The sequence below is a fragment of the Streptomyces sp. NPDC012888 genome (assembly GCF_042900645.1).
GTDB lineage: Bacteria > Actinomycetota > Actinomycetes > Streptomycetales > Streptomycetaceae > Streptomyces.
In genome coordinates this window covers 154,086-175,443 of sequence record NZ_JBIBBM010000005.1, presented here as the reverse complement: position 1 = coordinate 175,443, position 21,358 = coordinate 154,086, and the positions used below count along the sequence as shown (strand labels likewise).

Here is a 21,358-nt window from a genome sequence, read left to right as displayed (position 1 = left end):
GGCGCAGCGGGAGGGCCGGGTGGACGCACGACGTGTCCGCCGTACGGGTGTTGACGGTGCGTGACGCCGCTTCAGGGCTTGACGATCTCGTTCCAGTGCACCGTGCGGTCGCACCAGCGGCCGAGCAGTACGGGGTCGTGGCCGACGGCGAGCAGGCCGGCGCCGGTGCGGTCGCGGTACTCCTCGACCACGCCCACCAGGGCGGCGGCGGTGGAGGCGTCGAGCATCGCGGTCATCTCGTCGCAGACCAGCCAGCGGGGCCCGAGCACCAGCGCCCGTGCCAGGCAGGCCCGTTGGAGCTGGCCGTCGCTGACCTCGTGCGGGCGGCGGCCGAGCAGGTCCGGGCCCAGTCCGACCCGGTCGGCCGACTCGGCGGTTACGTCGCGGAGTTGGGCGGCGGTGCGGCGGCCGGTGGCGCGCAGCGGTTCGGCGATGATCTCGTGCAGGCGCAGCCGCGGGTCGGCTGCGAGGCGGGGCTGCTGGAAGACGACGCCGACGGAGGTGCGGAGCCGGCGGGGGGCGCGGTGCCGGTAGCGGGTGACGGGGGTGCCGTCGATCCGGTGGGTGCCGTGGTCGGGGCGGTGCAGCAGGGCGGCGACCCTGGCGAGGGTGGACTTGCCGCAGCCGCTGGGGCCGAGCAGTCCCAGGGACTCGCCCGGGCGGAGGGTGAGGTCGGCCCCGCGGAAGACGGGCCGGCCCCGTTCGTAGCCGGCGGTGACGCCGTGCAGCTCAAGCATGGTGGCAGGCCACCCCTTCGGTGAGGGCGGGCAGGGCGGCGCACCGCTCGTCGGCGCGGTCGCAGCGGGGGGCGAAGGCGCAGCCGGGGGGCAGGGCGCCGAGTTCGGGCGGGCTGCCCGGGATCGGGGTGAAGGCCCGTTCGGGCAGGGCGTCGAGGAGGCCCCGGGCGTACGGGTGGCGGGGGCCGTCCGCGCCGAAGAAGGTCCCGGCGGGGGTGGTCTCGACGATCCGGCCGGCGTACATGACGGCGACGGTGTCGGCGATGCGGTGGGCGGCCGCGAGGTCGTGGGTGATCATCAGCAGCGCCCGGCCGGCCGCGCGGGTGTGGGCGCGCAGCTCGTCGACGGTGCGGTCGACGAGCTCGCGGTCGAGCCCGGTGGTGGGTTCGTCGGCGAGCAGCAGCGGGGCGTCCCCGACGAGGGCCAGGGCGGTGGCGGCCCGCTGGGCGAGTCCGCCGGACAGTTCGTGGGGGTACCGGTCGAGGTGCGTCGCGGGGAACGCGGCCCGGCCGGCGGCGGCTTCGGCGGCGTCCCGGAGCCTGGTCCGGCGGGCGCCGCGGCCGCCGGCCGGGGTCTCCGGGCCGGGCCGGGTCCGGACCAGCGCGCGGACGGTCTCCTCCAGGTGCGCCCGGACGGTCCGGACGGGGGTGAGGTGTGCCGCCGGGCTCTGCGGCACCAGCCCGATGCGGCGGCCCCGCACGGTGCGGGCGAGGGTGCGCTCGTCGGCGGTCAGCAGGTCGAGGCCGTCGGGGAGGCGGGCGCTGCCGGCGGTCTCGGCGTTCCCGGGCAGCAGTCCGAGCAGGGCGGAGGCCAGCACGGACTTGCCGCAGCCGCTCTCGCCGACCAGGGCCAGGCACTCCCCGGGCCCCAGCCGGAACGTGGCGTCGCTGACGGCGGCCACGTACCGGCCGCCGGGCATCCGGAACCGGACGGACAGCCCGTCGACGTCGAGCACGGGCGGCGGTGTCGCGGCACCGGCGGTGCCGGGGGCGCTGCGGCGGTTCACAGGGTCAGCTCCGAGCGGCGGCGGGGGTTCAGGCGGTCGCGCCAGGCGCCGGCGAGGCCCGCGATGGCCAGGGTGGGCACGACGAGCAGCAGGCCGGGGAAGAGGCTGGGCCACCAGTCGCCGGCGAGCAGCGAACCGCGGCCGGCCTGCACCAGGCCGCCGAGGCTGGCCTGGTGCGCCGGCAGGCCCAAGCCCAGGAAGGACAGCGCCGACTCGTGCCACATGGCGTGCGGGACCATCAGCACGGCGGCCAGCCCGGCCTGCGGCAGGACGGCCGGCACCAGGTGCCGGACGGCGATCCGCAGGCGCGAGGCCCCGCCGGAGATCGCCGCGTCGACGAACGGCCGGGCGCGCAGCGACAGCACCTCGGCGCGGACGATGCGGGCCGTGGAGAGCCAGTGGGTGAGGGCCACCGACACCACGACGGGCCAGATCCCGGGCCGGAACAGGGCCACGATGAAGATGCCCAGCAGCAGGTGCGGGATGGCGGAGAGGGTGTCGACCACCCGCATCACCAGGCGGTCGGTCCAGCCGCCGAGGGTCGCCGCGGCGGCCCCGACGACGGTCCCGATCAGGGTGGCGACGGCTGCGGCGACCAGCCCGACCAGCAGGGACACCCTCAGTCCGTAGACGCAGCGGAGCAGCAGGTCGCGGCCCACGTCGTCGGTGCCGAAGGGGTGCGCCCAGGACGGCGGCAGCAGTTTCGCGGTGAGGTCGACGGCCTGCTGGTCGAGCCGGACGACCGGCGGCACCAGCAGGACGGCGGCGACCACGATCAGCGTCACCGCGGCGGCGGTGCGCACCCGCAGGGCGCGGGTGGAGCGCAGCTCGCGGGTGCGGCCGGCGGGCCGCCAGACGGTGTCAGCCATCGAAGCCCACCCGGGGGTCGGCCAGCCCGTAGAGCAGGTCGGAGAGCAGGTTGCCCGCCAGGACGGCGGCGGTGGCGAGCACGGTCAGCGCGGCCAGCAGCGGGAAGTCCACCGAGGTGGCGGCCTGGACGGTGGCGGCGGCTATGCCGGGCCAGCTGAACACCGTCTCCACCAGCAGCGCACCGGTGATCAACTCGGGCACCCGGGAGCCGATCAGGGTGAGCATGGGCAGCATGCCGGCGCGCAGTCCGTGGCCGAGCAGGACGGTACGGCCGGACAGTCCGCGGGACCGGGCGCCGCGCACCGGGTCCTCGGCGAGCGCGTCGGCCACGCCCTGGCGGACGTACAGGTAGAACCACGGCAGCTGGGAGACGGCCAGGACCAGCGCGGGCAGGACGAGGTGGCGGGCGACCTGGCCGGCGGTGACGGTGTCGCTGCCGGCGTCGGTGAGCCCGCCGGAGGGCAGGACGCCGAGCCGGACGGAGAAGAACCAGATGGCGAGCAGTCCGAGCCAGAACGCGGGCGCGGCCTCCAGGGTGTACGCGAGGGAGGTCGTGCAGCGGTCGAACCATCCGCCGGGGCGGCGGGCCGCGAGCACGCCGAGGGCGGTGCCGAGCAGCACGGCCGCGGCGAAGGCGGTCGCCGCGAGCAGCACGGACCAGCCGAGCCGTTCGGTGATCACGTCGGCCACCGGCTGCCGCATGATCGCGGAGTCGCCGAGGTCGCCGCGGAGGGCCGAGGTGAGCCAGTCCCACCAGCGGGTGAGCAGGGGCCGGTCGGCGCCCAGGTTGGCGCGGAGCTGGTCGAGTTCGGCCTGGGAGGCGGTGAGTCCGGCGGTGCCCGCGTAGGCCTTGACCGGGTCGAACGGCGAGGCGGCGGCGACCGCGAAGACGCCGAGGGTGACGGTGAGCAGGACGGGGGCGGCGAACAGGGTCCGCCGCCCGGTCATCCGTGCCATCGCCGCCCAGGGCGGTCCGCCCCGGGTGCGGGGGCGGGTGCTCACTTCTTCGGCTTCCAGGTCTCGACGTTCCACCAGGGGCCGGAGCCGAGGCCGTGGTCGTGCGGTTCCACCTGGGTGGAGGTTCCGGTCCACTTGTCGTTCACGACGTAGAGGTGGTCGATGTGGGTGAGGAAGACGTAGCCGGGGTTCTTCACGAGTTCCCGCTGGACGGTGTCGTAGGCCGCCTTGCGGCTGGCCGGGTCGCCGCTGCGGCGGCCGTCCTCGAGGGCGCGGTCGACGGCCGGGTTGTCGTACCACGCCATGTTGTTGAAGCCGTCGCCGCCGAGTGAGGAGGTGAGCAGCAGGTACTGGTCGAAGTCGGGGTCGGCCGGGGAGCCGCCGCCGGCGAGGACGGCGTCGGTCTTCATCCGCGGCTCGATGACCTCCCAGGTGCCGGCTTCGGTCTTCACCTCGATGCCGGCCTTCCTGGCGTCGGAGGCGAAGGCGAGGGCGTGGTCCTGGCGGATCTTGTCGCCGGAGGTGTACCAGAGGGGGAAGGAGGCGCGGACGCCGTCCTTGGTGCGGATGCCGTCCTCGCCGGGCTTCCACCCGGCGTCGTCGAGGATCTTCCTCGCCTTGCCGAGGTCGTGCGTCCGCTCGGTGCCCGCGGTGAACCAGGGGCTGTCGGTGGGGACCGGGCCGTAGGCGGGCTTGCCGGCCCCGTCGAGGAGGCCCTTGACCATGGCCCCGCGGTCCACGGCCACGTCGAGGGCCTGCCGGACGGCCGTGTCGCCGGTGACCGGGTGGTGGGTGGGCAGGGTGACGGTGCGGTAGTCGAAGGTCTTCGCGGCGAAGGTGCGGCGGCCCTTGTCGCCGGCGAAGCCCTTGGCGAGGTTGGGCGGCAGGATGGCCGCGTCGAGTTCGCCGGAGCGCAGCCGGGTGGCGCGCACGTCGTCGTCCTTGATGACGACCATGGTGAACTTCTTCACGGCGGGTTCGCCGCCCCAGTAGCCGGGGTTGGCCTTGAAGGAGAGCTTCTCGCCCTTGGACCAGGCGGTGAGGACGTACGGCCCGGTGCCGACCGGCGCGGTGGTGAAGGCGCCGGTGTTGACGTCCTGCCGGCCAGCGAGGTGCTCGGGGGCGATGGGCAGGACGGTGCGCTCGGCGAACGGCGCGTAGGGGTACTTGAGCCGGAAGACGACGGTGTCCTCGCCCTGCGCCTCGACTCCGCCGATAGCGTCGAGTTCGGTCCGGGAGGGGTTGTTGGTCCCGGGGTCGAGGATGGTCCGGTAGGTGAAGACCACGTCCTTGGCGCCGAAGGGTGCCCCGTCGCTGAACTTCACGCCCTTGCGGAGGCGGTAGGTGTAGGTCAGTCCGTCGGCGGAGACCTCGGGGAGGGCGGCGGCGAGGGCGGGCTTGAGCTTCATGTCCGCGTCGTGGGTGAGCAGACCGTCGAAGATCTTGGAGTTGCCGTCCTTGCCGTAGCCCAGGAGCGGGCTGAGGGTCTCGGGTTCGCTGGCTATGCCGACGACCGCGGAGTCCGCCGCGCCGGTTCCGCCCGTGCCGCCCTGAGAGGGCGCGGAGCAGGCCGCCGCGGCCGCTGTGAGTGCGGTGGCCAGCGTCACCGCGGCCGCTCCGCGTACCGTACGGGCCGTCATGCTGAGCACATCCCTGCTATTCATGATCATCAGTTGTTGCGAACGAGTCGCAATAATGCCAGAAGGGGTCGGAAGATCACGAACTCGGTCATGACGGCCGCTCCGGGTCCGGGGTCTTGCCGGGCGCCCGCAGCACGTGCCATAAAGGTCCAGACCATTCTGCGGCAAGGCGGAGGAGGTGGGGCCGTGCGACGCTTCGCCACACCGGCCCGAACCCGGCCCGGCAGGCGCCGGCGGGCAGCCTTCCGCCCGCCCGCACCGCTCCTCGTGCTGGCCGCCGCGGCCGCCCTGGCCGGCTCCACCGGCTGCGCCCGCGCCGACACCGAACCGCCGCCCACACCGGCCGGCCTCACCGCGCAGGCCGGCAGCGCCGGTTCCGCGCACGTCATGTGGGACCCGCCCGCCGACGCCGACGGAGTGACCGTCCACCTGGTGTTCCAGGGCGGCCGGCTGGTCCGCGAACTGCCCGCGGACAAGCACATGCTGGACGTCCCCGGGCTCGCCCCGCGGACCCGGTACGAGTTCACCGTCCGGGCCCGGGACGCTGCCGGCAACCTCTCCGCCCCCAGCTCGCCGGCCGCGGTGACCACCCCCGCGGACCTCCCCCTGGACCACCGCCCGCCCACCGCCCCCGCGAGCGCGGCGGGCAGCCCGGCCGGCCCCCGCACCGTACGGCTGTCCTGGTCCGCCGCCACCGACGACTCCGGCGTCACGGCGTACGACGTCTACCGGGACGGCGTGCGCATCCACTCGGTGGCCGGCACCGAGACCGGCACCCGGCTGACCGGCCTGCGGCCCGACACCGTGTACACCTTCACCGTCCGGGCCCGGGACGGCGCCGACAACTCCTCCCCCGACAGCCCTCCGGTGGACGTCACCACCGAACCGGCCGACGGCCCGGGCCCCGGCACCGCCCCGGCCGACTTCACCGCGACCGCAGGCCCCGGCACGGTGACCCTGTCCTGGCTCCCGCCCGACACCGGCCACGAGACCCGCACCTACGAACTGCACGTCGACGGACGGCCCACGACGGTGATCCAGTTCGGCGAGGGCGCCGCCGTCGGCGGCCGCACCGAGCACCGGCTGACGGTCGCCGAACCCCCCGGCACCGTCTGGCAGCTGAAACTGCGCGCCCGGCTGCCGGACGGCGGCTGGGGCTCCTTCTCCGCCGAGCGCCGGGTGGTCCTGGTCCGCTGAGGCCGGTCAAAGGCATTCGGATCCGGTCCGAAGAGGTGCCGTTCGGCCACCGCCCGCGCAACACACGGCGATGATCACCCAGAATCCGGTCAACAACGGTCATGGGGACGGTGCCGACGGCTCATCTGAGCCAGACTCTGACGCCGTGCTGGGGAATCTGGGGAACCTACCGCCGGAGACGGCCGCCTTCGTCGGCCGCGAGCAGGAGCTCAGCCTGCTCGACGATCTGCTGCCGCGCCGCCGGCTGGTCACCCTCACCGGGGTGGGGGGCGTGGGCAAGTCCCGGCTCGCCCGGCGCGCCGCGGGGGCCGCCGCCGGCCGGACCCGCCCCCCGCACGACGGCGTCTGGTGGGTCGAGCTCTCCCCGCTGCGGGATCCGCGCCTGCTCACCGCCACCGTGGCGCACGCCCTCGGGCTGGCCGAACACACCGGCGCCGCGGACGAGGAGCTGTGCGCCTGGATGGCCGACAAGGAGCTGCTGCTCGTCCTGGACACCTGCGAGCACCTGGTGGCCGCCTGCCGGCACCTCGCCGGCGAGCTCCTCCAGTCCGCCCCCGGCCTGACCGTGCTGGCCACCAGCCGGGAGCCGCTCGGCTGCCCCGGCGAGACCCTGGTCGAGGTCCGGCCGCTGCCTGCCGACGGGCCGGACAGCGACGCCCTCGTCCTGCTGCGGGACCGCGCCCTGGCCGCCTCGCCGGAAACCGCGGCCGTCTTCGCCGACCCGGTCCGCACCGAGGTGGCCGCAGGGCTCTGCCGCCGCCTGGACGGCATCCCGCTGGCCCTGGAACTGGCCGGTGCGCGGCTGCGGCTGTGGACCGTGGAAGAGCTCGCCCGGCGGGTCGACGCCCGGCTGGAGGTGCTGTCCGACAGCCGGGCCGGGCTGGCGCCCCGGCACCGGACCCTGCGCACCGCGATCGGCTGGAGCCACGAGCTGTGCGAGCCGCTGGAGCGGCTGCTGTGGGCCCGGCTGTCGGTGTTCGCCGGGGACTTCGACCTGTCCGCGGCCCGTGCCGTGTGCTCCGGCGGCCCGCTGCGGGCCGACCGGGTCGAGGAGCTGCTGGACTCGCTGGCGGCCAAGTCGGTGGTGCGCCGGCTGGACCGCCCGGGCTCCGCCCCCCGGTACGGCATGCTCGACACCGTCCGCGAGTTCGGCCACGGGTGGCTCGCGGAGCTGGGCGAGGTGCGGACGGTCACCGACCGGCACGCCCACTGGTACGCCCAGCTCGCCCAGGCGGCCGACCGCGGCTGGATGGGCCCCCGCCAGCTCGACTGGCACCGCCGGATGACCGCCGACCACATGCAGCTGCGCGCCGCGCTGGAGCACCTGCTCGGCTCCGATCCCGCGGCCGCCGTGGAGATGGCCGGGGCGCTGTGGTTCCTGTGGTTCTGCTGCGGGCACGTCCGTGAGGGCCGGACCTTCCTGGAGCGGGCCCTGGAGGGGGCGGCGAAGACCGGGCCGGCGTACGCGCAGGCGCTGTGGGCCCTGGGCGCGACCTGCCTGCTCCAGGGGGACATGGAGGCGGCCGCGGACTACGGCGAACGGTGCACGGCGGTCGCGGCCCGGCTGGCCGACCCGGAGCGGGAGCTGCGGGCCGCCTACCTGGTGGGCGCGGCGGTGCTGATGCCCGGCGACCCGCGCCGGGCCCTGGAGCTGGCCGGGCCGGGGGCCCGGGCGGGCCACGGCGGCCGCCCCGACGGCGCCGGCTGGCTGCTGTGCCGGCTGGTCACCTCGTACGCGCTGTGCGACCTGGGCCGGTTCCAGGACGCGACCGAGGAGGCGGGCGGGCTGCGCGAGGCCTGCGAGGAGCTGGGCGAACGCTGGCTGTGCGCGTACGCCGACTACGTCCTGGCGGTGGCGGCGCTGGGTCTGGACCGGCACGACGCGGCCGCCCGGCACGTCCGGTCGATGCTGTCCGGCAAGCGGCTGCTCGGTGACCGCCTGGGCATCGCGCTGGGCCTGGACCTGCTGGCCACGGCCGTGGCGGGGCTGGGCGACGGCGAGCTGGCCGCCCGGCTGCTGGGCAACGGGCACGCCTGGTGGCGCACGGTGGGCCGGCCGCAGATGGGTTCGCCCTCGCTGACCGCCCTGCGGGACGCGGGCGAGCGGCAGGCACGCGCGGCGATCGGCGACGCCGCGTACGAGTCGGCGTTCCGGGGCGGGGCGCAGACGCCCACCGGCTGAACGGGACCGGTGTCCCGGCCGGTGGGCGGTGTCAGGGCGGGGCTCCCGTCAGTACGGGAGGGGTCTGCCCGACGGGGTGCGCAGGTCCAGTTCCCTCGGGGCCGGCTTCGGCACGGGCTTGCGGATCAGCTGCTGGCGCATGGGGCCTCCTCTCAGACCAGGGCGGGGGCCGGGCGGTGGGGCGCCACCGTTCGGCCGTCGGGGAGCAGCTCGCCGGTGTCGTCGAAGACGACGGCGCCGTTGCAGAGCAGGCTCCAGCCCTGTTCGGGGTGGGAGACGATCACACGGGCCGCGTCACGGTCGGCGCTGTCGGCGCTGGGGCAGGGGGGCTGGTGGGAGCACATGGCGCACCTCCTCGCTGTGTGGGGCGGAGGGCCGGTGGTCACCCGGTCGGTTCCGCGATCCACGGTGGCGAGGAGTATTACTGATCACAACTGCGATAGGGAACCCGTATTCGAGCGGGAGTTCAGTGAGCTTCTGCCCGATTACGATGCGTTCATGCCCGGAATCCGGATCGTCCGCCGTACTCCCCTGGCCCCGGCGGAGGCCTGGCGCAGGCTCACCGACTGGGAACGGCACGGCGCGCAGGTGCCGCTGACACGGACGGTGGTCGACACGCCACCGCCCAACCGGGTGGGAACGGTCTTCACGGCGCGGACCGGTGTGGGGAGGCTCACGTTCGACGACCGGATGGAAGTGGTCCGCTGGCAGCCGCCCGAAGAGGGCCGTCCGGGCGCCGTGCGGCTGGAGAAACGCGGCCGGGCTGTCCGGGGCTGGGCGGAGATCGAGGTGCGTCCGCTGCCCGGCGGGGGCTGTGAGGTCCGTTGGAGTGAGGACCTGCGGCCGTTCGGTGTACCCCGGGTCCTCGGCCCGGCCGTGGCGGCGGCGGGGCGCCTGCTCTTCGCCCGGGCCCTGGACCGGCTGCTGCGCGGCTGAGGGTGTCAGGGCCGCTTGGTGGCCTTCCTGGCCGGCGTGGTGGCGCCCTTGGTGCCGCCCGGCCTGGAGCTGCTCTTCGAGGTGGCCCTGGGGGTGCGCGTGGACCCGCAGGGCGTGGCGGAGGCAGTGGGGGTGGCGGTGGCGGTCGGCGTGGGCGTCGGGCACGGCGTGGGGCTCGGGGAGCCGCCCAGGACGTGGCCGCCGGCCGGGGCCGTCACGTATCCGCCGGGCGGGGGCGTGGGTTCGATGGTCCGGCCGCCGCCACTGCCGCACCCGGTGAGGGCCAGCAGTACGGCACCGGTGAGGGTCATCACGGCTGTGTGGTGTGTACGCATCAAGCCATGATCACTGTTCGCGGACCCGGCGGAAGCCCGCGTTGCGGGGTTGTGACACGGATGCCCCGCGTTGGGGGCGGGGCATCCGTGGCCGGGGGGGCCGGCTGCCGTCAGCGGATCGGCATGCCGGAGATCGTGCGGGCGATGACCAGCCGCTGGATCTCGCTGGTCCCTTCGAAGATCGTGTAGATGGCGGCGTCCCGGTGCATCCGCCGAGCTGACGGGTTTCTGCCTGCATAAAAGCCCAGCTCAGGGGCCCCACGGTCGCGCGCTCAGCGGGATACGAGGGGTGTTCGCAGGGTGTTCAGCCGGGTCTCCCATCTCCCAATAATCTCCCACGACCTCCCCCGCTGGCAGCGCCCTGGCCTCCCCGGATGCAACTCCGGGGAGGCCGCGCCTCACATGCCGGCCACCGCCGAGGGGGCGCCCTGTCTCGGTGCCGACATGCAAGCGGCGGAAGAGGGCCACCCCTGCTTCCTACCTCAATGAGCGGCACCTTGATCGAACAATGCCGCTATTCTGCTGCTGACAAGTGGATCTTGATCGGCTGACCTTGCGGGGTGCCAGCCGAACAACCTCAGTGGATCCGCGACGCCCTGCTCGGGCTAGGCGACCGGGTCCGCGTAGCGCGACTCCATGAGAATCTGACTCAGGAGCGGCTGGCCGAGCTCGCCGAGATCGACCGCTCCACCGTGCAGCGGATCGAGCACGGCACCGGGGATGCCAAGTTCAGCCACCTGCTTCGCATCGCTCAGGCCCTCCGCATCCCGGTCCGCAACCTGCTCCCGTAGCGCCATTCCTCAGGGTTCGGTTTCAGCCAACCGAACCATGCGTCCATCCTGCCGGGCATATGCCTGTTTCAACAGACGGTCAGCGCATTTATGCACACGCACTCTTCACACCCCGTGTGAGGCCCTGACAACTACCGGGACACTCCGCACGGTTGACGCTTGAAGCATCACGGCCCTGCTTGAAAGATTTGCTCAGCGAAGGGCACCTCTGCCTGCCTCGCTGCCGCCGCTGCGAGACAGACAGGTGGCCCTAGGGACGGGTGGTGTCCCTTCACGCAATCTTCATCACCCGCCAACGTCTGCACCAGTGTTTACGTGTTGCGCAACACACGAAACACCTAGCGCTGCCCGCCAGCCACGGGCGAGACTTCCGGCCAACCGCAGATATCCGGAGGTCCCGATGGTGCCCAGTAGCCCGCGCTTCCCAGTTCTCATCGACACGGACCCCGGTGTCGACGACGCCTGGGCAATCCTGTTCCTGGCGGCCCAGAGGAACGTGGAGATCCTGGGACTCGGCACGATCCACGGCAACGTGCCCACGGAGGTCTCTGCCGCGAACGCGCTGCGAATCCTCGACGTCGCCGGCCTCACGGCCGTGCCCGTCGCCATCGGCGCCCCGAAGCCGCTGCAGCAGCCTCTCGCCACCGCCGAGTTCGTACACGGACCGGACGGCCTGGGCGGGCAGGCGGGGCCGGCGTCCCAGCGGCAGCCGACGCAGGAGAGCGCTGCCGAGCAGATCGTGCGGCTGGCCCGACAGCGCCCCGGGGAGGTGACGCTGCTGTGCCTGGCACCACTTACCAACTTGGCGCTCGCGCTCCGGCTGGAACCGGCCCTACCCAGTCTCTTGCGGCATGTGGTGTACATGGGCGGCGCGATCCGGGTCCCCGGCAACCTGACCGCGTGGGCCGACGCCAACACGGGGCATGACCCGGAGGCGGGCGAGGAGGTGTTCCGCGCCGGTTTCAGGATGACGGTCATACCGATGGACGTGACCGCGCGTGCCTGGGCTGACAAGGCCTGGCTCGACGCGGTCGCCGCTGCACAGACGCCGGCTGCGCAGTTCGCGACCAGGATCCTCGACACTTACGTCGGGATCTACACCCAGCTGATGGGGCAGCACGGCTGCCTCATGCACGACCCCCTCGCCGCGGCAATCATGCTGGACCCCAGCCTCGCCGAGTACGAGGAGAAGCAGATCCTGGTCGAGCTCGCGGGGCACTGCCGGGGACGGACCCTTATCGACGACCGCGGTTTCCCGCCGGAGATGAGCAGCATCACCGATGGGCGCCCACCGGTCCGTATCGCGCGGTCGGTGGACGCCCAGGCGGCGATGGACAGGATCCGTAACGCGTTCACCGGCTGCTGAGGCGGTCGGCGAGGTAGGTGGCACGCGGGTCCCCGAGGCGCTCGAATGCGCTGCGCGCCTCCTCCCAGGACCTGCAGGCCTCGTCGCTGCGGCCGAGGTCGCTCAGGATCTGGCCGCGGCGGTCGAGCGCGTCGGCGATGCCCCACTCGTCGTCAGCGTCCCGGCGATAGGTGATGCTCTGGTCGAGGCACTGCAGCGCGGCGTCGAGGCGGCCGTTGCTTTGCTGGACGCCTGCTCGCCGTGCCCATAGCGTGCCTGCGGCGTAGCGGTCGCCTCGCTGCTCTGTGAGGTCGAGGGCAGTCTCGAATAGCTGGTCGGCGTCTGGGGCGCCCAGGTATCCGGAGGCCTCGGCCAGGCTGGCCATGACGACGTAGCGGCCGTGTTCGTCGCCGACTTCCGCGAAGAGGTCGCACCCTCGCCGAAAGTGTGCGACGGCCGTCTCGTAGTCCGCTTCGTCCGTCGCCGTGAACCCGAGGCAGGTCTCCGCCCAGGCTTGTCCGTGAACGTCGCCGAGGGAGCGACGGATGGTCAGCGACTCGAGCACATGCTGCCGGGCGAGCGCAAAGTGGCCGGACTGTCGGTACGCCTCCCCTAGATTCATGGCCACCCATGCCTGGCCCTGTACGTCACCGGCGGACGTCGCGGCAGCCAGCCCCGCCTCGTGGCTGGCGATCCAAAGCGTCCACGGCTTGCGGAGCAGCAGCCAGTTCCACAGCCGGGCAGGGATCTGCCATGCGGCGGTCAGCCCCTGTTCCGCAGCGGCCTTGACCAGCGGGACGACCAGGTCCTCGACCGAATCGCACCACTGGCGGGCGTCGTCTGCGGTCTTGAACGTGAGGGCGTCCTGCGGCGGGTTCTCCAGCAGTTCGATGGGCCTCTGGGGGGCGAGGGCGTAACAAGCCGCGTCGACGCTGTACATGAACCAGGTGGCGAGCCGGCGGATGGCCTTGCGCCGCTCGTCTGCGGTCTCCTCAGCCGCTGCTCGTTCTGCCGCATAGTCGCGCACCAGGTCATGGAGCTGGTATTCGCTTGGGCCGGTCTCCTCGAGGAGGTGCGTGGCGACGAGGGCGTCCAGCAGTCGTTCCGTGACGGCAGGTGGCCGGTCCAGCAGCTCGGCGGCAGTGGCGGGGTGGATGACTCGCCCGGGGTGGATGCCCAGGTATCGGAGGGCTCGCGCCACTTCGGGGTCCAGCGCCCGGTAGGAGCACGTGAGGACTGTCCGGATGGCGAGGGAGGGGTCGTCGTCTGCTGCGAGTGCGTCGAGCCGTCCCTGGCCGGCCAGGTCCGCGACGGCCGCGGCGATGGTCCGGTGCGGTCGGAGGCTGAGGGTTTCGGCCGCGATGCGTAGAGCCAGGGGGAGGTGTCCGCAGCGCTCGGCGAGAGCTTCGAGCGCGGCAGGTTCCGCGTCTGAGCGGAGTTGGCCAATGGCGGTGCGGAGGAGCGCAACGGACTCCCCGGGTGCCATGGGGCCTACCTCGACTCGATGGGCTCCGGCGCTGACAGCCAGACCGGTGAGCCTGCGGCGGCTGGTGATGAGGGCCGTGCAGCCTGGCGATCCTGGCAGGAGCGGGCGTACCTGCGCTGCGTCGCGCGCGTTGTCCAGGACCATGAGCACCTGCCGGCCTGCGACGACGGTACGGAGCAAAGCTGCACGCTCCTCGATCGCGGGGGGTATGGACTCGGCTGGCACGCCGAACGCGACGAGGTGACGCTCGAGGACGTGGCCTGGGTCGAGGGGCTCGTCGGTGAGGCCCCATCCCTGCAGGTCGGTGTACAGCACGCCGCCTGGGTAGTGGGCGGCCACGTGGTGGGCGTACTGAACAGCCAGGGCCGTCTTGCCGGCGCCGGCGGGGCCGTCGATCGCGATGGTGAGTGCTGCGTCCTGTGGAGCGCTGTCGGAGAGAGCGTGCAGCTGGTCGAGGGCCTGTGAGCGGCCAGCGAACCGGGCGGTCGCGGTGGGCAGCTGCGCTGGGGTGAGGATGATGGAACGCGGCTGGTCAGCCTGTGCGAGCGCGATCAGTTGTCCGTTGGCCCGGAGGGCGTCGTCACAGATCCGGGCGAAGTCGTCGGTGGGCAGAGCCTGCCCGGTTTCTACCCGGCTGATCCAGCCTGGGCTGTAGTTGATCTGCGTTGCGAACCTGCGCAGCGAGATCTTGGAGTGCTCACGTCTCTTGCGGAGTTCAGTGCCGAACATGGATGCGGGCAGCGTCATTGATCCCCCTCCGTTTTCGGGCCGCCGGGGGCGGGTTGACGCAGTCTGGCATATGCGCGGGCTGGGCGTAACTGTTGATCTCTGCCGCCGCGCGGCAGGCCAGGGACCTGCCACAGAGGCGAGAGGAGCGACGCGCGCAGCCGAGGGCGCCAGTGCACGTCGAGCAGGGGCTGGCCGCCTAGGATCGCCGAGTGGCTATCGAACTCACCGACGATTTGATCAACGCGCAGCGCGCCTCGGATGCGGCCCACGCGGAGGTGCTGCGGCTGGCCGAGGAGTACGGGCCGACCATCGTTGACTGGACCGACGAGCAGCGGGCGGACCGGGACCAGGCCTACGCCGTGTGGCGGGACCGGGCGGCCGAGGTGCAGGCTGCGGTGACCGAGTACGCGGCGGAGATCGACGAGCCGCGCAACAAGGTCGAGCAGGCGGTGAAGGTCCGGGTCCGACACCAGGAGCCGGCCGACGGCTGACGCGATTCCGCCCCGCCGGGCGCTGTCCCCTGGTGGGGTCCGGTGGGGCGGATCCGTGTAGCGCGGCAGCCAACCGCAACCCCGCGGGTAGTGGTGCTCGCGGATGATGGCTTCATTGTCAGGTACAGCGCCGACAACGGCGGAGCCGTCCGGCGCTACAATCGAACATATGTCCGATCTTCCGCCCGACCTGCCCCGGCTCCGCACCCTGGAGACGTGGCTGCAGCTGAACCTCGACGAGGTGCGGCGCCGGATCGTCGTGGCCGAGCAGGAGCAGGCTGCGGCGGCGGCCGTGCGGGAGCTGCCCTCGCCGCCGGATTGGCTGATCGAGCACGGCATCGGCGTGGGCCGGCGCCCGGTGCGGGTGCACGCGGGTGGCTGCTGGGATGCGGGCAAGCGCTCGGCGGGGGTGCCAGAGGATGCGGCTCGGCAGGCGCTGGCCGAGGGTGTCGAGGCCTGCCCTCACTGTCGACCGGACACGCTCCTCGGGGTGCTGGACTAGCCACCGGCCACCCCTTGACGCTTCCTATTTTAGGAAGTTAGAGTGGTCTTAGTGGTCAGGGGACAGCCCCAGACCCCACCGGAAGGAACCGGCCCATGAACACCACCACCGCCGCCACCCAGGCCAAGGTCACCATCGCTACCATCCGCACCTGGTGCCGCATCGGAGCCGTCGCCGCCACCAAGGCCGCTGGCAAGTGGATCATCGACGCCGCGTCCCTCGCTCGCCGCATCGCTATCGGCGCCCGCAAGGCTCGTAAGGCCATCGCCTACACCGTCGAGACCCTCACCGCGGTTGGCGGCAACCGCTGGCAGCGCAACGGCATGGACCGCATCTACTTCAACAACCCCGCCCAGCTCGCCGGCCTCGAACTGCACCACTACAAGACGGGCAACATCGCCGGCGCCTACTGGCAGGGCGAGCTGATCTCCAACTCCCAGGGCTACAAGCTCGCCACCTGCATCGACAAGCTGTGGTTCGACACCGTCGACGGACAGTTCCACTGCCGCTTCGGCTACAGCGAGTCCCGCGAGGCCAGCCCCACCGAGGTCTTCCACGCCGCCATCGCCGGCATCCGCATCGCCATCGCCTCCCTCTAACCGGCGGGGATCAGCCCTGCCTCACCTGGAAGGAACCAGAAGTGATCACCTCCATCGCCGATAGCCGCGACCTCGCCAGCCTCCTCAACACCGCGATCCCTGCCACCCCCGAGGACGCGGCCGAGAACCCCACCGACTGGCTGGACGGCCTCTGCTTGTTCGGTGGCGACACCTACGACGTGGACGCCGAGAACACCACCACCACCCGCCTCGTCCTGGCCGACGGGACCGCCGCCGTGTCCTGGTCCCCCCAGGGAACCTACTGCGGCAACAGCGGTGAACACCGCACCTGCGTGGAGGCCCAGGCCGGTCACTGGTGCCCCGCCGACCGGAGCGAGTGGACCGACAATGACGTCCGCGGCGTCGTCCGTGACTGGCGCACCGTGTGTGTCTGGGACAGCAACGGATACAGCCAGACCGACACCTACCCGACTCTCGACGAGGCCATCGCAACGTTCCGCCGCGAGGTGGATGAGATGTGCGTCATGTCGGAGGACCTGGACCGCCAGGAGGCGGACTCGGTCTGACGGAAGACCCGCCAATACTGCCCCGGCCGGGACGGCCGGGGCTTCCCCCTTGGAGCAGTGATGGACACTCAGCAGTACAGCGACCCGGCTGGCATGCCGGACGACGAGCGTATGACGGACGCCGAGTTCAGGGTGGTCCGCGAGTATCTCGGCCTGACAGGGGACTGGCTTGCCGGGCACCTCGGCGTATCGCCGCGAACCGTGCGGCACTGGGAGCAGGGCAAGTACCCGATCCCCGACGGAGTCCGCCTCGCCCTGGAAGACCTGGAAGCGCGCACCGCGGCCTTCGTTGAGGGAGTGGTCGACCAGCTGATGGACATGCCCGACCCAGGCGTCCTCGTGTACCGCACAGACGCGGACTACCACGCCGCGAACCCCGACATCGACTTCCCGGCCTCGTGGAACCGTGCGGTGGTCGCGCGGGTCGCCTACGAGGTGCCAGGCCTGCGCATCGCCTACGCCGACAGCCCGGCCGCCGAAGCTGCGGCGCAACCCCCGGCGGAGTCAGAGGGGACGGCCTCGCCGGCACGGCCAGCAGCCAGGAGCAGCCGTGACTAGCGCCTTACCTGACCGCGAGTTCAAGCTGCGATGCTGCCACGACTGCCGGTCCTACACCCACACGCAGTACAGCCGTTGCGACGCATGCCGGGCGAAACGACGGCCCGCCGACCGCCTGTACAGGAAGGAGCTGCGGCGGGCCATCCTGCCTGCCGAGCTCCGCAAGCGCATCCTCGCCTACCTCCGCCGCGGACACTCGCTCAAGGAGGTCACCCGCCTGTTCGAGATCACTGCGGCAAACGTGCACGGTTACGCACGCACCAACCCATGGTTCCGCACCGAGTTAGACAAGGCCCTGACAGCGGGCCGGAATCCAACGCTGCAGCACGGCAGACCCGCGACCTATCGCAACCATGGGTGTCGCTGCCCGGAGTGCCGCGCGGCAAAGCGGCAGAGTGAGCGTCGCCGCGGGAGGCGCTGACACCCGGTTGATGGCCGTACCCTTACCGACCGGAGGACAAGGTGAAGTGGGTTAACGACTCAAAGATCGAAGGCATGTTGCAGACGGTTACCAGGCATCAGGGTTTCGTCATTGTCCGTCGGGGCCGCGCCGGCAACCATCTGCGGGTCACGGCCCCCTCGGGGCAGACGGTTACGGTGCCCAGCACCCCCAGCTGTCCCCGGTCCTGGTTAAACGTGCGGGCAAAGCTGCGGAAGATCGGGGCCGTCCTGCCGTAGCTGCACGCGCGACGGCCCTCCCGTGGGGAGGACCGGGAGGGCGCCGGCCCGGGATGGTCCGGTGGCCACACCGTAGACCCGGGGCCGGGCGCGACGGTAGGCATATGACAGAGGAAGTTCCGGAAACGATAGAGCCCCCACCCGAAGGCGGGGGCTGAAGCGCTGCTCGTCGACGACGGCGTCAGCGTCAGGGCTGGCGGGTTGCAGCGGCCAGATCGGCCAACTGCCGAATGGCACGCTCTGCGGCCTTCGTCGCCGGAGCGAGGGCACGGGCCATCGCGGCGAGCGTCTGACCGACTTCTGCGAGGCGTTCCTGGGTGGCGGGGTTCGGCTGCGGCTTGACGAACGACACGGGCATGGGCGTCTCCTTCGGGTGGCTTCAGTGTGGCAGGGCGGTCAGGCGGCAGCCGGCTTCCACTCGGTCATCTGGAAGTGCGCGTACCGGTCGGGCCGCTCTGGGGTGTACCGCTCGTAGGTGAACTCCATGGCGACCCCAACCTGCTGGTCCAGCTTGACCACTCTGGGGATCGGCACCGTCATATCTATCGCTTGCCCGTCGAGCGGGCCGCCATGGAAGATCAGGGTCACGGTTCTGCTCATCATCCGATCCCTTCGGTCAGGCTTGCTGGGGCAGCGCATAACGTTCCCTTAAGCGCCAGGATTTGGGGTCTCTGGCGGACCGTCCGCGACCCCTCGCTCGCGCCGCCGACGGGTCACGTACCGGTGCAGGTCTCCCAGCATGACGTCCGTGAGGCTGCGCCCCTCGGCGGCGGCCTCCTCCTTCGCCGCCTGCCACAGATCATCGGGCACGCGGATGTTCCGGAGCGGTGTCTTGCCTGTGGCGGGTCGGGCCATGTCTCCCCCTCGTAGGTGTGGGTACAGAAACTAGCATCCATCTGCGGGAGGGGCTTGACAAGGGCGCACCTCGCGAGCATTCTGTAGGTACAGAAACAACGGGTGAGCAGGGGAGACGGAAATGACCAGGGGCCAGCAGTTCGCGAAGACCATGCGCTACACCCTCAGCATCGGCACCCGCACCCGTCGCCACACCGCCGGCCGCGACCTGCACGCCGAAATCCTCGACGCGATCAACGAGACCAACCTCTACCCGGGATGCCGCAACGAGGAGACCGAGGCCATCTTCCGCACCGCACTGGCCGCGTACTGGTCGCACCAGAAGCACATCGCTGGGTACCGCGTCGACTGCCGGCTGGTTGCCCACATCAACGCCATGTCTCCGTGGCAGTTCTGCAACCTGCTCGGCCGAATGATCGACGCCGACATCACCAACGTCGGTGAGGGCGAGCTGTTCTACGCCGAGCTGCGCACCGAGCTCTTCCCGCCGACCGCCCCCGCCACCGAGATCCACAACGAGACGGAGACCAACGTGACCGAGTACGGAATCTTCGAGGATGGCGCCTGCATCGAGGCTGGCTTCCACGGCGAGACGGGCAAGGCCGCGGCCGAGGAGCACGTCGCCAGCCTGGTTGCTGCGCACACCGAGATGGCCGACGCCTACGAGGTTTTGGCGCTATGCCCCGACCACGAGGAACAGCCGCGGCGGGACTGCGAGGAGTGCGCCACGGATGGGGACGACCTCGGGCCCGGCTTCTGCATGGAGTGCGGCGAGACCCCCGCCCTTGACGCACACCAGGAGGAGACGGGGCACGAGATGGACCAGCCGGACCACCCGCTCAACGCTGCCATCTCAGTGGAGCAGGCCACCGAGGAGGAGGAGCGGGCGGACGTGAACACCGCCGCTACCGAGCAGGACCCCGGCCCAAGTCTTGATGACTACGCGAAGGCGAGCCGGATCATTCAGAGCCTCATTCCCGGCGTTCGTCGCTAAGCACACCCGCCCCGGCTGGGGCGGGCCCCGCAAACGGCGCCCCACCCAGGTCTAGTGGGTGGGGCGCCGCCGCATCAGGGTACCAACCACGAAAGGAGAGCCATGGACACCTCGTTGCCCGCCCAGCAGGGCGCACAGCCGCTGGCGCTGCCCGGCTCGGACCTGTTCGAGACGGTCCGCCGCAAGCTCATCGACGACCTCGGCCCCGCCCTCATGGGCGGGGCTTTGTCGTTCCGCTAGAGGCCGATGTCCTCAGAGGCGGCATCCGACCAGCGGTCGGCTTCCTGGATGTACCCCCAGAACACGGGGCTGTTAGCGGCGTGACCAGATTGCGCGCGGATCTTCTCCTCGCGGCGGCCAGCCTGTCGGCTGGTGGTGATGAATCCGGCCCGCATGCTGTGCCCGGTGAGCCGGACGGACAGGCCAGCCCGTTCGGCGCTGCGGGCGATGATCTCGCGGCAGGCTGCCGGGGCGAGGGCGTCGTTTCCCATCGCCCCGTGGACGCTGATGGCTCGGAAGGCGGGCCCGGCCGTGATGCCGGCCGCGGCCTTCCAGGTGGACCAGGCGCGGACGGGGCAGGTGTCGGGATGCCGTCCGTAGGCGACAACAACGTCCCGGGGCGGGCGGCCCTTCACTGCGGGGACGTGGACATCGAGGCCGCGACTGACGTGCTTGATGCCGTCGGCTCGGAGTGCGGCGACTTCGGCGGAGCGGCCGGCGATACCGAAGGCGAGGAGCCAGAGCGCGCGGTCGCGGAGTCCGGCGAGGCTGGCCGGGGCGGCGGCGTGCATCTGGCGAAGCTGTTCGGGGGTGACGGCGGCGGCCTTGCCGCGGCCGCGGGCCAGGCGTTCGGGGTCGGCCTTGAGTGGCTTGAGGGCTTGGCGGGCGGCGACGGTCGCGGCCTTCGGCACCTCGGCGCCGTGGGCTCGCGCGGTGACTGTGACGCCCGTGATCCTACGGTCGATGGAGTTTGGCGCTGCGAGTTTGACCGTGTCGAGCCAGACGACGAAGCCGACGAGTGTGCCCTTGGTGACGGCGGTGAGCGGCAGCTGGTGGCCGGTGCGTTCGGCGAGCCAGTCGTGGAACTCGGCCCAGAGCGCCCAGTCGTTGGCGTAGCCGCGTTTGGTGTTCTCTGGGCGGATGGCGTCGAGGTGTTCCTCGGCGGCTTGTTCCATGGCGGCGAGGACGGCGAGGGCCGCCGGGTCGTAGGCGGCCGGGGCGGCGCTCGTCTGGTACGGAGCCAGGTCGGTCACGAGGTCCCCTCGATGACGAGACGGATGCGGGCCACAGCGTCAGCAAGCCCGTCCCCAAAGGACTCACCGTCCGCATCAAGCCTGGCGCGGTCGCGCTCGATGGCGTCGCACTCGGCTTGCGCGCGCTCGATCGCACGGTGGTCCGCAGCGAGCAAGTCTGCTGCCCTCTCTGCCTTCCTCAGACGCTCTCGCAGCCGGGCGTTCTCAGTGCCTTGCTCCTTGACCGCGTCCGCCACCCAGTCCAACGTCATCGCCAGTCCGAGGAGCGCACCTCGATGGTCCCTGGCCGCCGAGTTGATGAGTGCGTCATGAATCTCGATCAGCTTCTGGGATGCGTAGCGGATCTTGCCTTCGGTGCCCCGCTCGTGGATCACGGCCGCCGTGTCGTCGTCAGTCACTGGCCGTCCGCCCGGCGCGCACGGTGGGAGTCGATGAGGGCGAGCTGCTGCTCACCTGTGAGGCCATCGATGAACTGGGCCGAGCCGAAGCGGGTCGCCTTGTCGAGGCACGCTTCGACCTCCGTCTTTCCGGTCAGTGGCGCCCAGTGTGCAGTGCACCACGGCTCGTCGGTTCCGGCGAAGCGATGCAGGCGCCCGTGGGAGAAGCACCAGGCGAACTCCCCCGAGTCAATCGGGTCGTACTCAGACTGATCATTACGAAGGCTCTGAGACATGCTCAAGTATACCAATT

26 protein-coding genes are annotated in these 21,358 nt (G+C 71.7%); 12 read left to right on the top strand and 14 right to left on the bottom strand.

The annotated features are described in order from the left end of the window. Nucleotides 1–71: 71 nt before the first annotated feature. The 5 genes from ACFY61_RS10880 to ACFY61_RS10860 all read right to left on the bottom strand — a co-directional run bounded on the left by ACFY61_RS10880 (nt 72) and on the right by ACFY61_RS10860 (nt 5,210). Nucleotides 72–737: an ABC transporter ATP-binding protein gene (locus ACFY61_RS10880; protein WP_389469809.1), complete on the bottom strand. Its 666-nt coding sequence runs from the start codon at nt 735–737 to the stop codon at nt 72–74. Next, a complete protein-coding gene (locus tag ACFY61_RS10875; RefSeq protein WP_389470414.1) occupies nt 730–1,656 on the bottom strand; it encodes an ABC transporter ATP-binding protein in 927 nt (308 codons plus the stop codon). Before ACFY61_RS10875 ends, ACFY61_RS10880 begins: the two co-directional genes overlap by 8 nt. A gap of 83 nt (nt 1,657–1,739) precedes the next feature. Beyond that, nucleotides 1,740–2,612: an ABC transporter permease gene (locus tag ACFY61_RS10870; RefSeq protein WP_389469806.1), complete on the bottom strand. Its 873-nt coding sequence runs from the start codon at nt 2,610–2,612 to the stop codon at nt 1,740–1,742. Beyond that, nucleotides 2,605–3,570: an ABC transporter permease gene (locus ACFY61_RS10865; protein WP_389470411.1), complete on the bottom strand. Its 966-nt coding sequence runs from the start codon at nt 3,568–3,570 to the stop codon at nt 2,605–2,607. The genes ACFY61_RS10870 and ACFY61_RS10865 overlap by 8 nt, the downstream gene beginning before the upstream one ends. Nucleotides 3,571–3,611: 41 nt before the next feature. After that, the gene (locus tag ACFY61_RS10860) at nt 3,612–5,210 is read right to left on the bottom strand and encodes an ABC transporter substrate-binding protein (protein ID WP_389469804.1); all 1,599 of its coding nucleotides are present in this window, start codon (nt 5,208–5,210) and stop codon (nt 3,612–3,614) included. A 186-nt stretch (nt 5,211–5,396) separates the two neighbouring features. On the opposite strand from ACFY61_RS10860, the gene ACFY61_RS10855 reads away from it, so the two are divergent. Both ACFY61_RS10855 and ACFY61_RS10850 read left to right on the top strand, forming a co-directional pair. Then, a complete protein-coding gene (locus tag ACFY61_RS10855; protein ID WP_389469801.1) occupies nt 5,397–6,407 on the top strand; it encodes a fibronectin type III domain-containing protein in 1,011 nt (336 codons plus the stop codon). 145 nt (nt 6,408–6,552) lie between these two features. Continuing rightward, entirely contained in the window at nt 6,553–8,589 is a 2,037-nt protein-coding gene (locus ACFY61_RS10850) for an ATP-binding protein (RefSeq protein ID WP_389469799.1), read from the top strand. A gap of 152 nt (nt 8,590–8,741) precedes the next feature. Here the strand turns inward: ACFY61_RS10850 and ACFY61_RS10845 are convergent, their stop codons facing one another. Further along, nucleotides 8,742–8,933, bottom strand: a complete 192-nt coding sequence (locus tag ACFY61_RS10845; RefSeq protein WP_389469797.1) for a DUF5999 family protein — start codon at nt 8,931–8,933, stop codon at nt 8,742–8,744. A 154-nt stretch (nt 8,934–9,087) separates the two neighbouring features. Between ACFY61_RS10845 and ACFY61_RS10840 the strand changes: the two genes are divergently transcribed. After that, entirely contained in the window at nt 9,088–9,525 is a 438-nt protein-coding gene (locus ACFY61_RS10840; RefSeq protein ID WP_389469794.1) for an SRPBCC family protein, read from the top strand. A gap of 5 nt (nt 9,526–9,530) precedes the next feature. Here ACFY61_RS10840 and ACFY61_RS10835 read toward each other — a convergent pair whose 3' ends face one another. After that, nucleotides 9,531–9,860 (bottom strand): hypothetical protein, encoded by a 330-nt coding sequence (locus tag ACFY61_RS10835; RefSeq protein ID WP_389469793.1) that lies wholly within the window; start codon nt 9,858–9,860, stop codon nt 9,531–9,533. A 110-nt stretch (nt 9,861–9,970) separates the two neighbouring features. After that, nucleotides 9,971–10,108 carry an acyl-CoA dehydrogenase family protein gene (locus ACFY61_RS10830; protein ID WP_389470408.1) on the bottom strand — a complete coding sequence of 46 codons (138 nt, stop codon included), beginning with the start codon at nt 10,106–10,108 and terminating at the stop codon, nt 9,971–9,973. Between the two features lie 312 nt (nt 10,109–10,420). Here ACFY61_RS10830 and ACFY61_RS10825 point away from each other — a divergent pair, with 312 nt between their 5' ends. Both ACFY61_RS10825 and ACFY61_RS10820 read left to right on the top strand, forming a co-directional pair. Next, nucleotides 10,421–10,651, top strand: a complete 231-nt coding sequence (locus tag ACFY61_RS10825; protein WP_389469791.1) for a helix-turn-helix domain-containing protein — start codon at nt 10,421–10,423, stop codon at nt 10,649–10,651. 400 nt (nt 10,652–11,051) lie between these two features. Next, the gene (locus ACFY61_RS10820) at nt 11,052–12,017 is read left to right on the top strand and encodes a nucleoside hydrolase (RefSeq protein ID WP_389469788.1); all 966 of its coding nucleotides are present in this window, start codon (nt 11,052–11,054) and stop codon (nt 12,015–12,017) included. Here the strand turns inward: ACFY61_RS10820 and ACFY61_RS10815 are convergent. Beyond that, nucleotides 12,004–14,229, bottom strand: a complete 2,226-nt coding sequence (locus ACFY61_RS10815; RefSeq protein WP_389469786.1) for a helix-turn-helix domain-containing protein — start codon at nt 14,227–14,229, stop codon at nt 12,004–12,006. The two genes, ACFY61_RS10820 and ACFY61_RS10815, sit on opposite strands and share 14 nt — an antisense overlap. A 191-nt stretch (nt 14,230–14,420) precedes the next feature. Between ACFY61_RS10815 and ACFY61_RS10810 the strand changes: the two genes are divergently transcribed. The 5 genes from ACFY61_RS10810 to ACFY61_RS10790 all read left to right on the top strand — a co-directional run bounded on the left by ACFY61_RS10810 (nt 14,421) and on the right by ACFY61_RS10790 (nt 16,888). Further along, the gene (locus ACFY61_RS10810; protein WP_389469783.1) at nt 14,421–14,702 is read left to right on the top strand and encodes a hypothetical protein; all 282 of its coding nucleotides are present in this window, start codon (nt 14,421–14,423) and stop codon (nt 14,700–14,702) included. Between the two features lie 169 nt (nt 14,703–14,871). Beyond that, complete coding sequence (locus tag ACFY61_RS10805; RefSeq protein ID WP_389469780.1) at nt 14,872–15,204, top strand: DUF6233 domain-containing protein; 333 nt, start codon at nt 14,872–14,874, stop codon at nt 15,202–15,204. A gap of 95 nt (nt 15,205–15,299) precedes the next feature. Beyond that, a complete protein-coding gene (locus ACFY61_RS10800) occupies nt 15,300–15,803 on the top strand; it encodes a hypothetical protein (protein ID WP_389469778.1) in 504 nt (167 codons plus the stop codon). A 41-nt stretch (nt 15,804–15,844) separates the two neighbouring features. Next, nucleotides 15,845–16,330, top strand: a complete 486-nt coding sequence (locus tag ACFY61_RS10795; protein ID WP_389469775.1) for a hypothetical protein — start codon at nt 15,845–15,847, stop codon at nt 16,328–16,330. 60 nt (nt 16,331–16,390) lie between these two features. Then, nucleotides 16,391–16,888, top strand: a complete 498-nt coding sequence (locus tag ACFY61_RS10790; RefSeq protein ID WP_389469772.1) for a helix-turn-helix domain-containing protein — start codon at nt 16,391–16,393, stop codon at nt 16,886–16,888. 865 nt (nt 16,889–17,753) lie between these two features. On the opposite strand, the gene ACFY61_RS10785 is transcribed toward ACFY61_RS10790, so the two are convergent. After that, on the bottom strand, nt 17,754–17,924 hold the full coding sequence (locus ACFY61_RS10785) for a hypothetical protein (protein ID WP_389469769.1): 171 nt from the start codon (nt 17,922–17,924) through the stop codon (nt 17,754–17,756). 38 nt (nt 17,925–17,962) lie between these two features. Further along, the gene (locus tag ACFY61_RS10780; protein WP_389469766.1) at nt 17,963–18,166 is read right to left on the bottom strand and encodes a hypothetical protein; all 204 of its coding nucleotides are present in this window, start codon (nt 18,164–18,166) and stop codon (nt 17,963–17,965) included. A gap of 376 nt (nt 18,167–18,542) precedes the next feature. On the opposite strand from ACFY61_RS10780, the gene ACFY61_RS10775 reads away from it, so the two are divergent. After that, nucleotides 18,543–19,415 (top strand): hypothetical protein, encoded by an 873-nt coding sequence (locus ACFY61_RS10775; RefSeq protein ID WP_389469764.1) that lies wholly within the window; start codon nt 18,543–18,545, stop codon nt 19,413–19,415. Nucleotides 19,416–19,517: 102 nt separating this feature from the next. Continuing rightward, nucleotides 19,518–19,655 (top strand): hypothetical protein, encoded by a 138-nt coding sequence (locus ACFY61_RS10770; RefSeq protein WP_389469761.1) that lies wholly within the window; start codon nt 19,518–19,520, stop codon nt 19,653–19,655. Here ACFY61_RS10770 and ACFY61_RS10765 read toward each other — a convergent pair. The 3 genes from ACFY61_RS10765 to ACFY61_RS10755 are packed head-to-tail and all read right to left on the bottom strand — an operon-like array spanning nt 19,652 to nt 21,341. Continuing rightward, nucleotides 19,652–20,668, bottom strand: a complete 1,017-nt coding sequence (locus ACFY61_RS10765; RefSeq protein WP_389469758.1) for an integrase — start codon at nt 20,666–20,668, stop codon at nt 19,652–19,654. The two genes, ACFY61_RS10770 and ACFY61_RS10765, sit on opposite strands and share 4 nt — an antisense overlap. Beyond that, nucleotides 20,665–21,066, bottom strand: coding sequence for a hypothetical protein (locus ACFY61_RS10760; RefSeq protein WP_389469757.1), 402 nt, complete (start codon nt 21,064–21,066; stop codon nt 20,665–20,667). Before ACFY61_RS10760 ends, ACFY61_RS10765 begins: the two co-directional genes overlap by 4 nt. Beyond that, the gene (locus tag ACFY61_RS10755) at nt 21,063–21,341 is read right to left on the bottom strand and encodes a hypothetical protein (protein ID WP_389469756.1); all 279 of its coding nucleotides are present in this window, start codon (nt 21,339–21,341) and stop codon (nt 21,063–21,065) included. Before ACFY61_RS10755 ends, ACFY61_RS10760 begins: the two co-directional genes overlap by 4 nt. Nucleotides 21,342–21,358 lie beyond the last annotated feature (17 nt).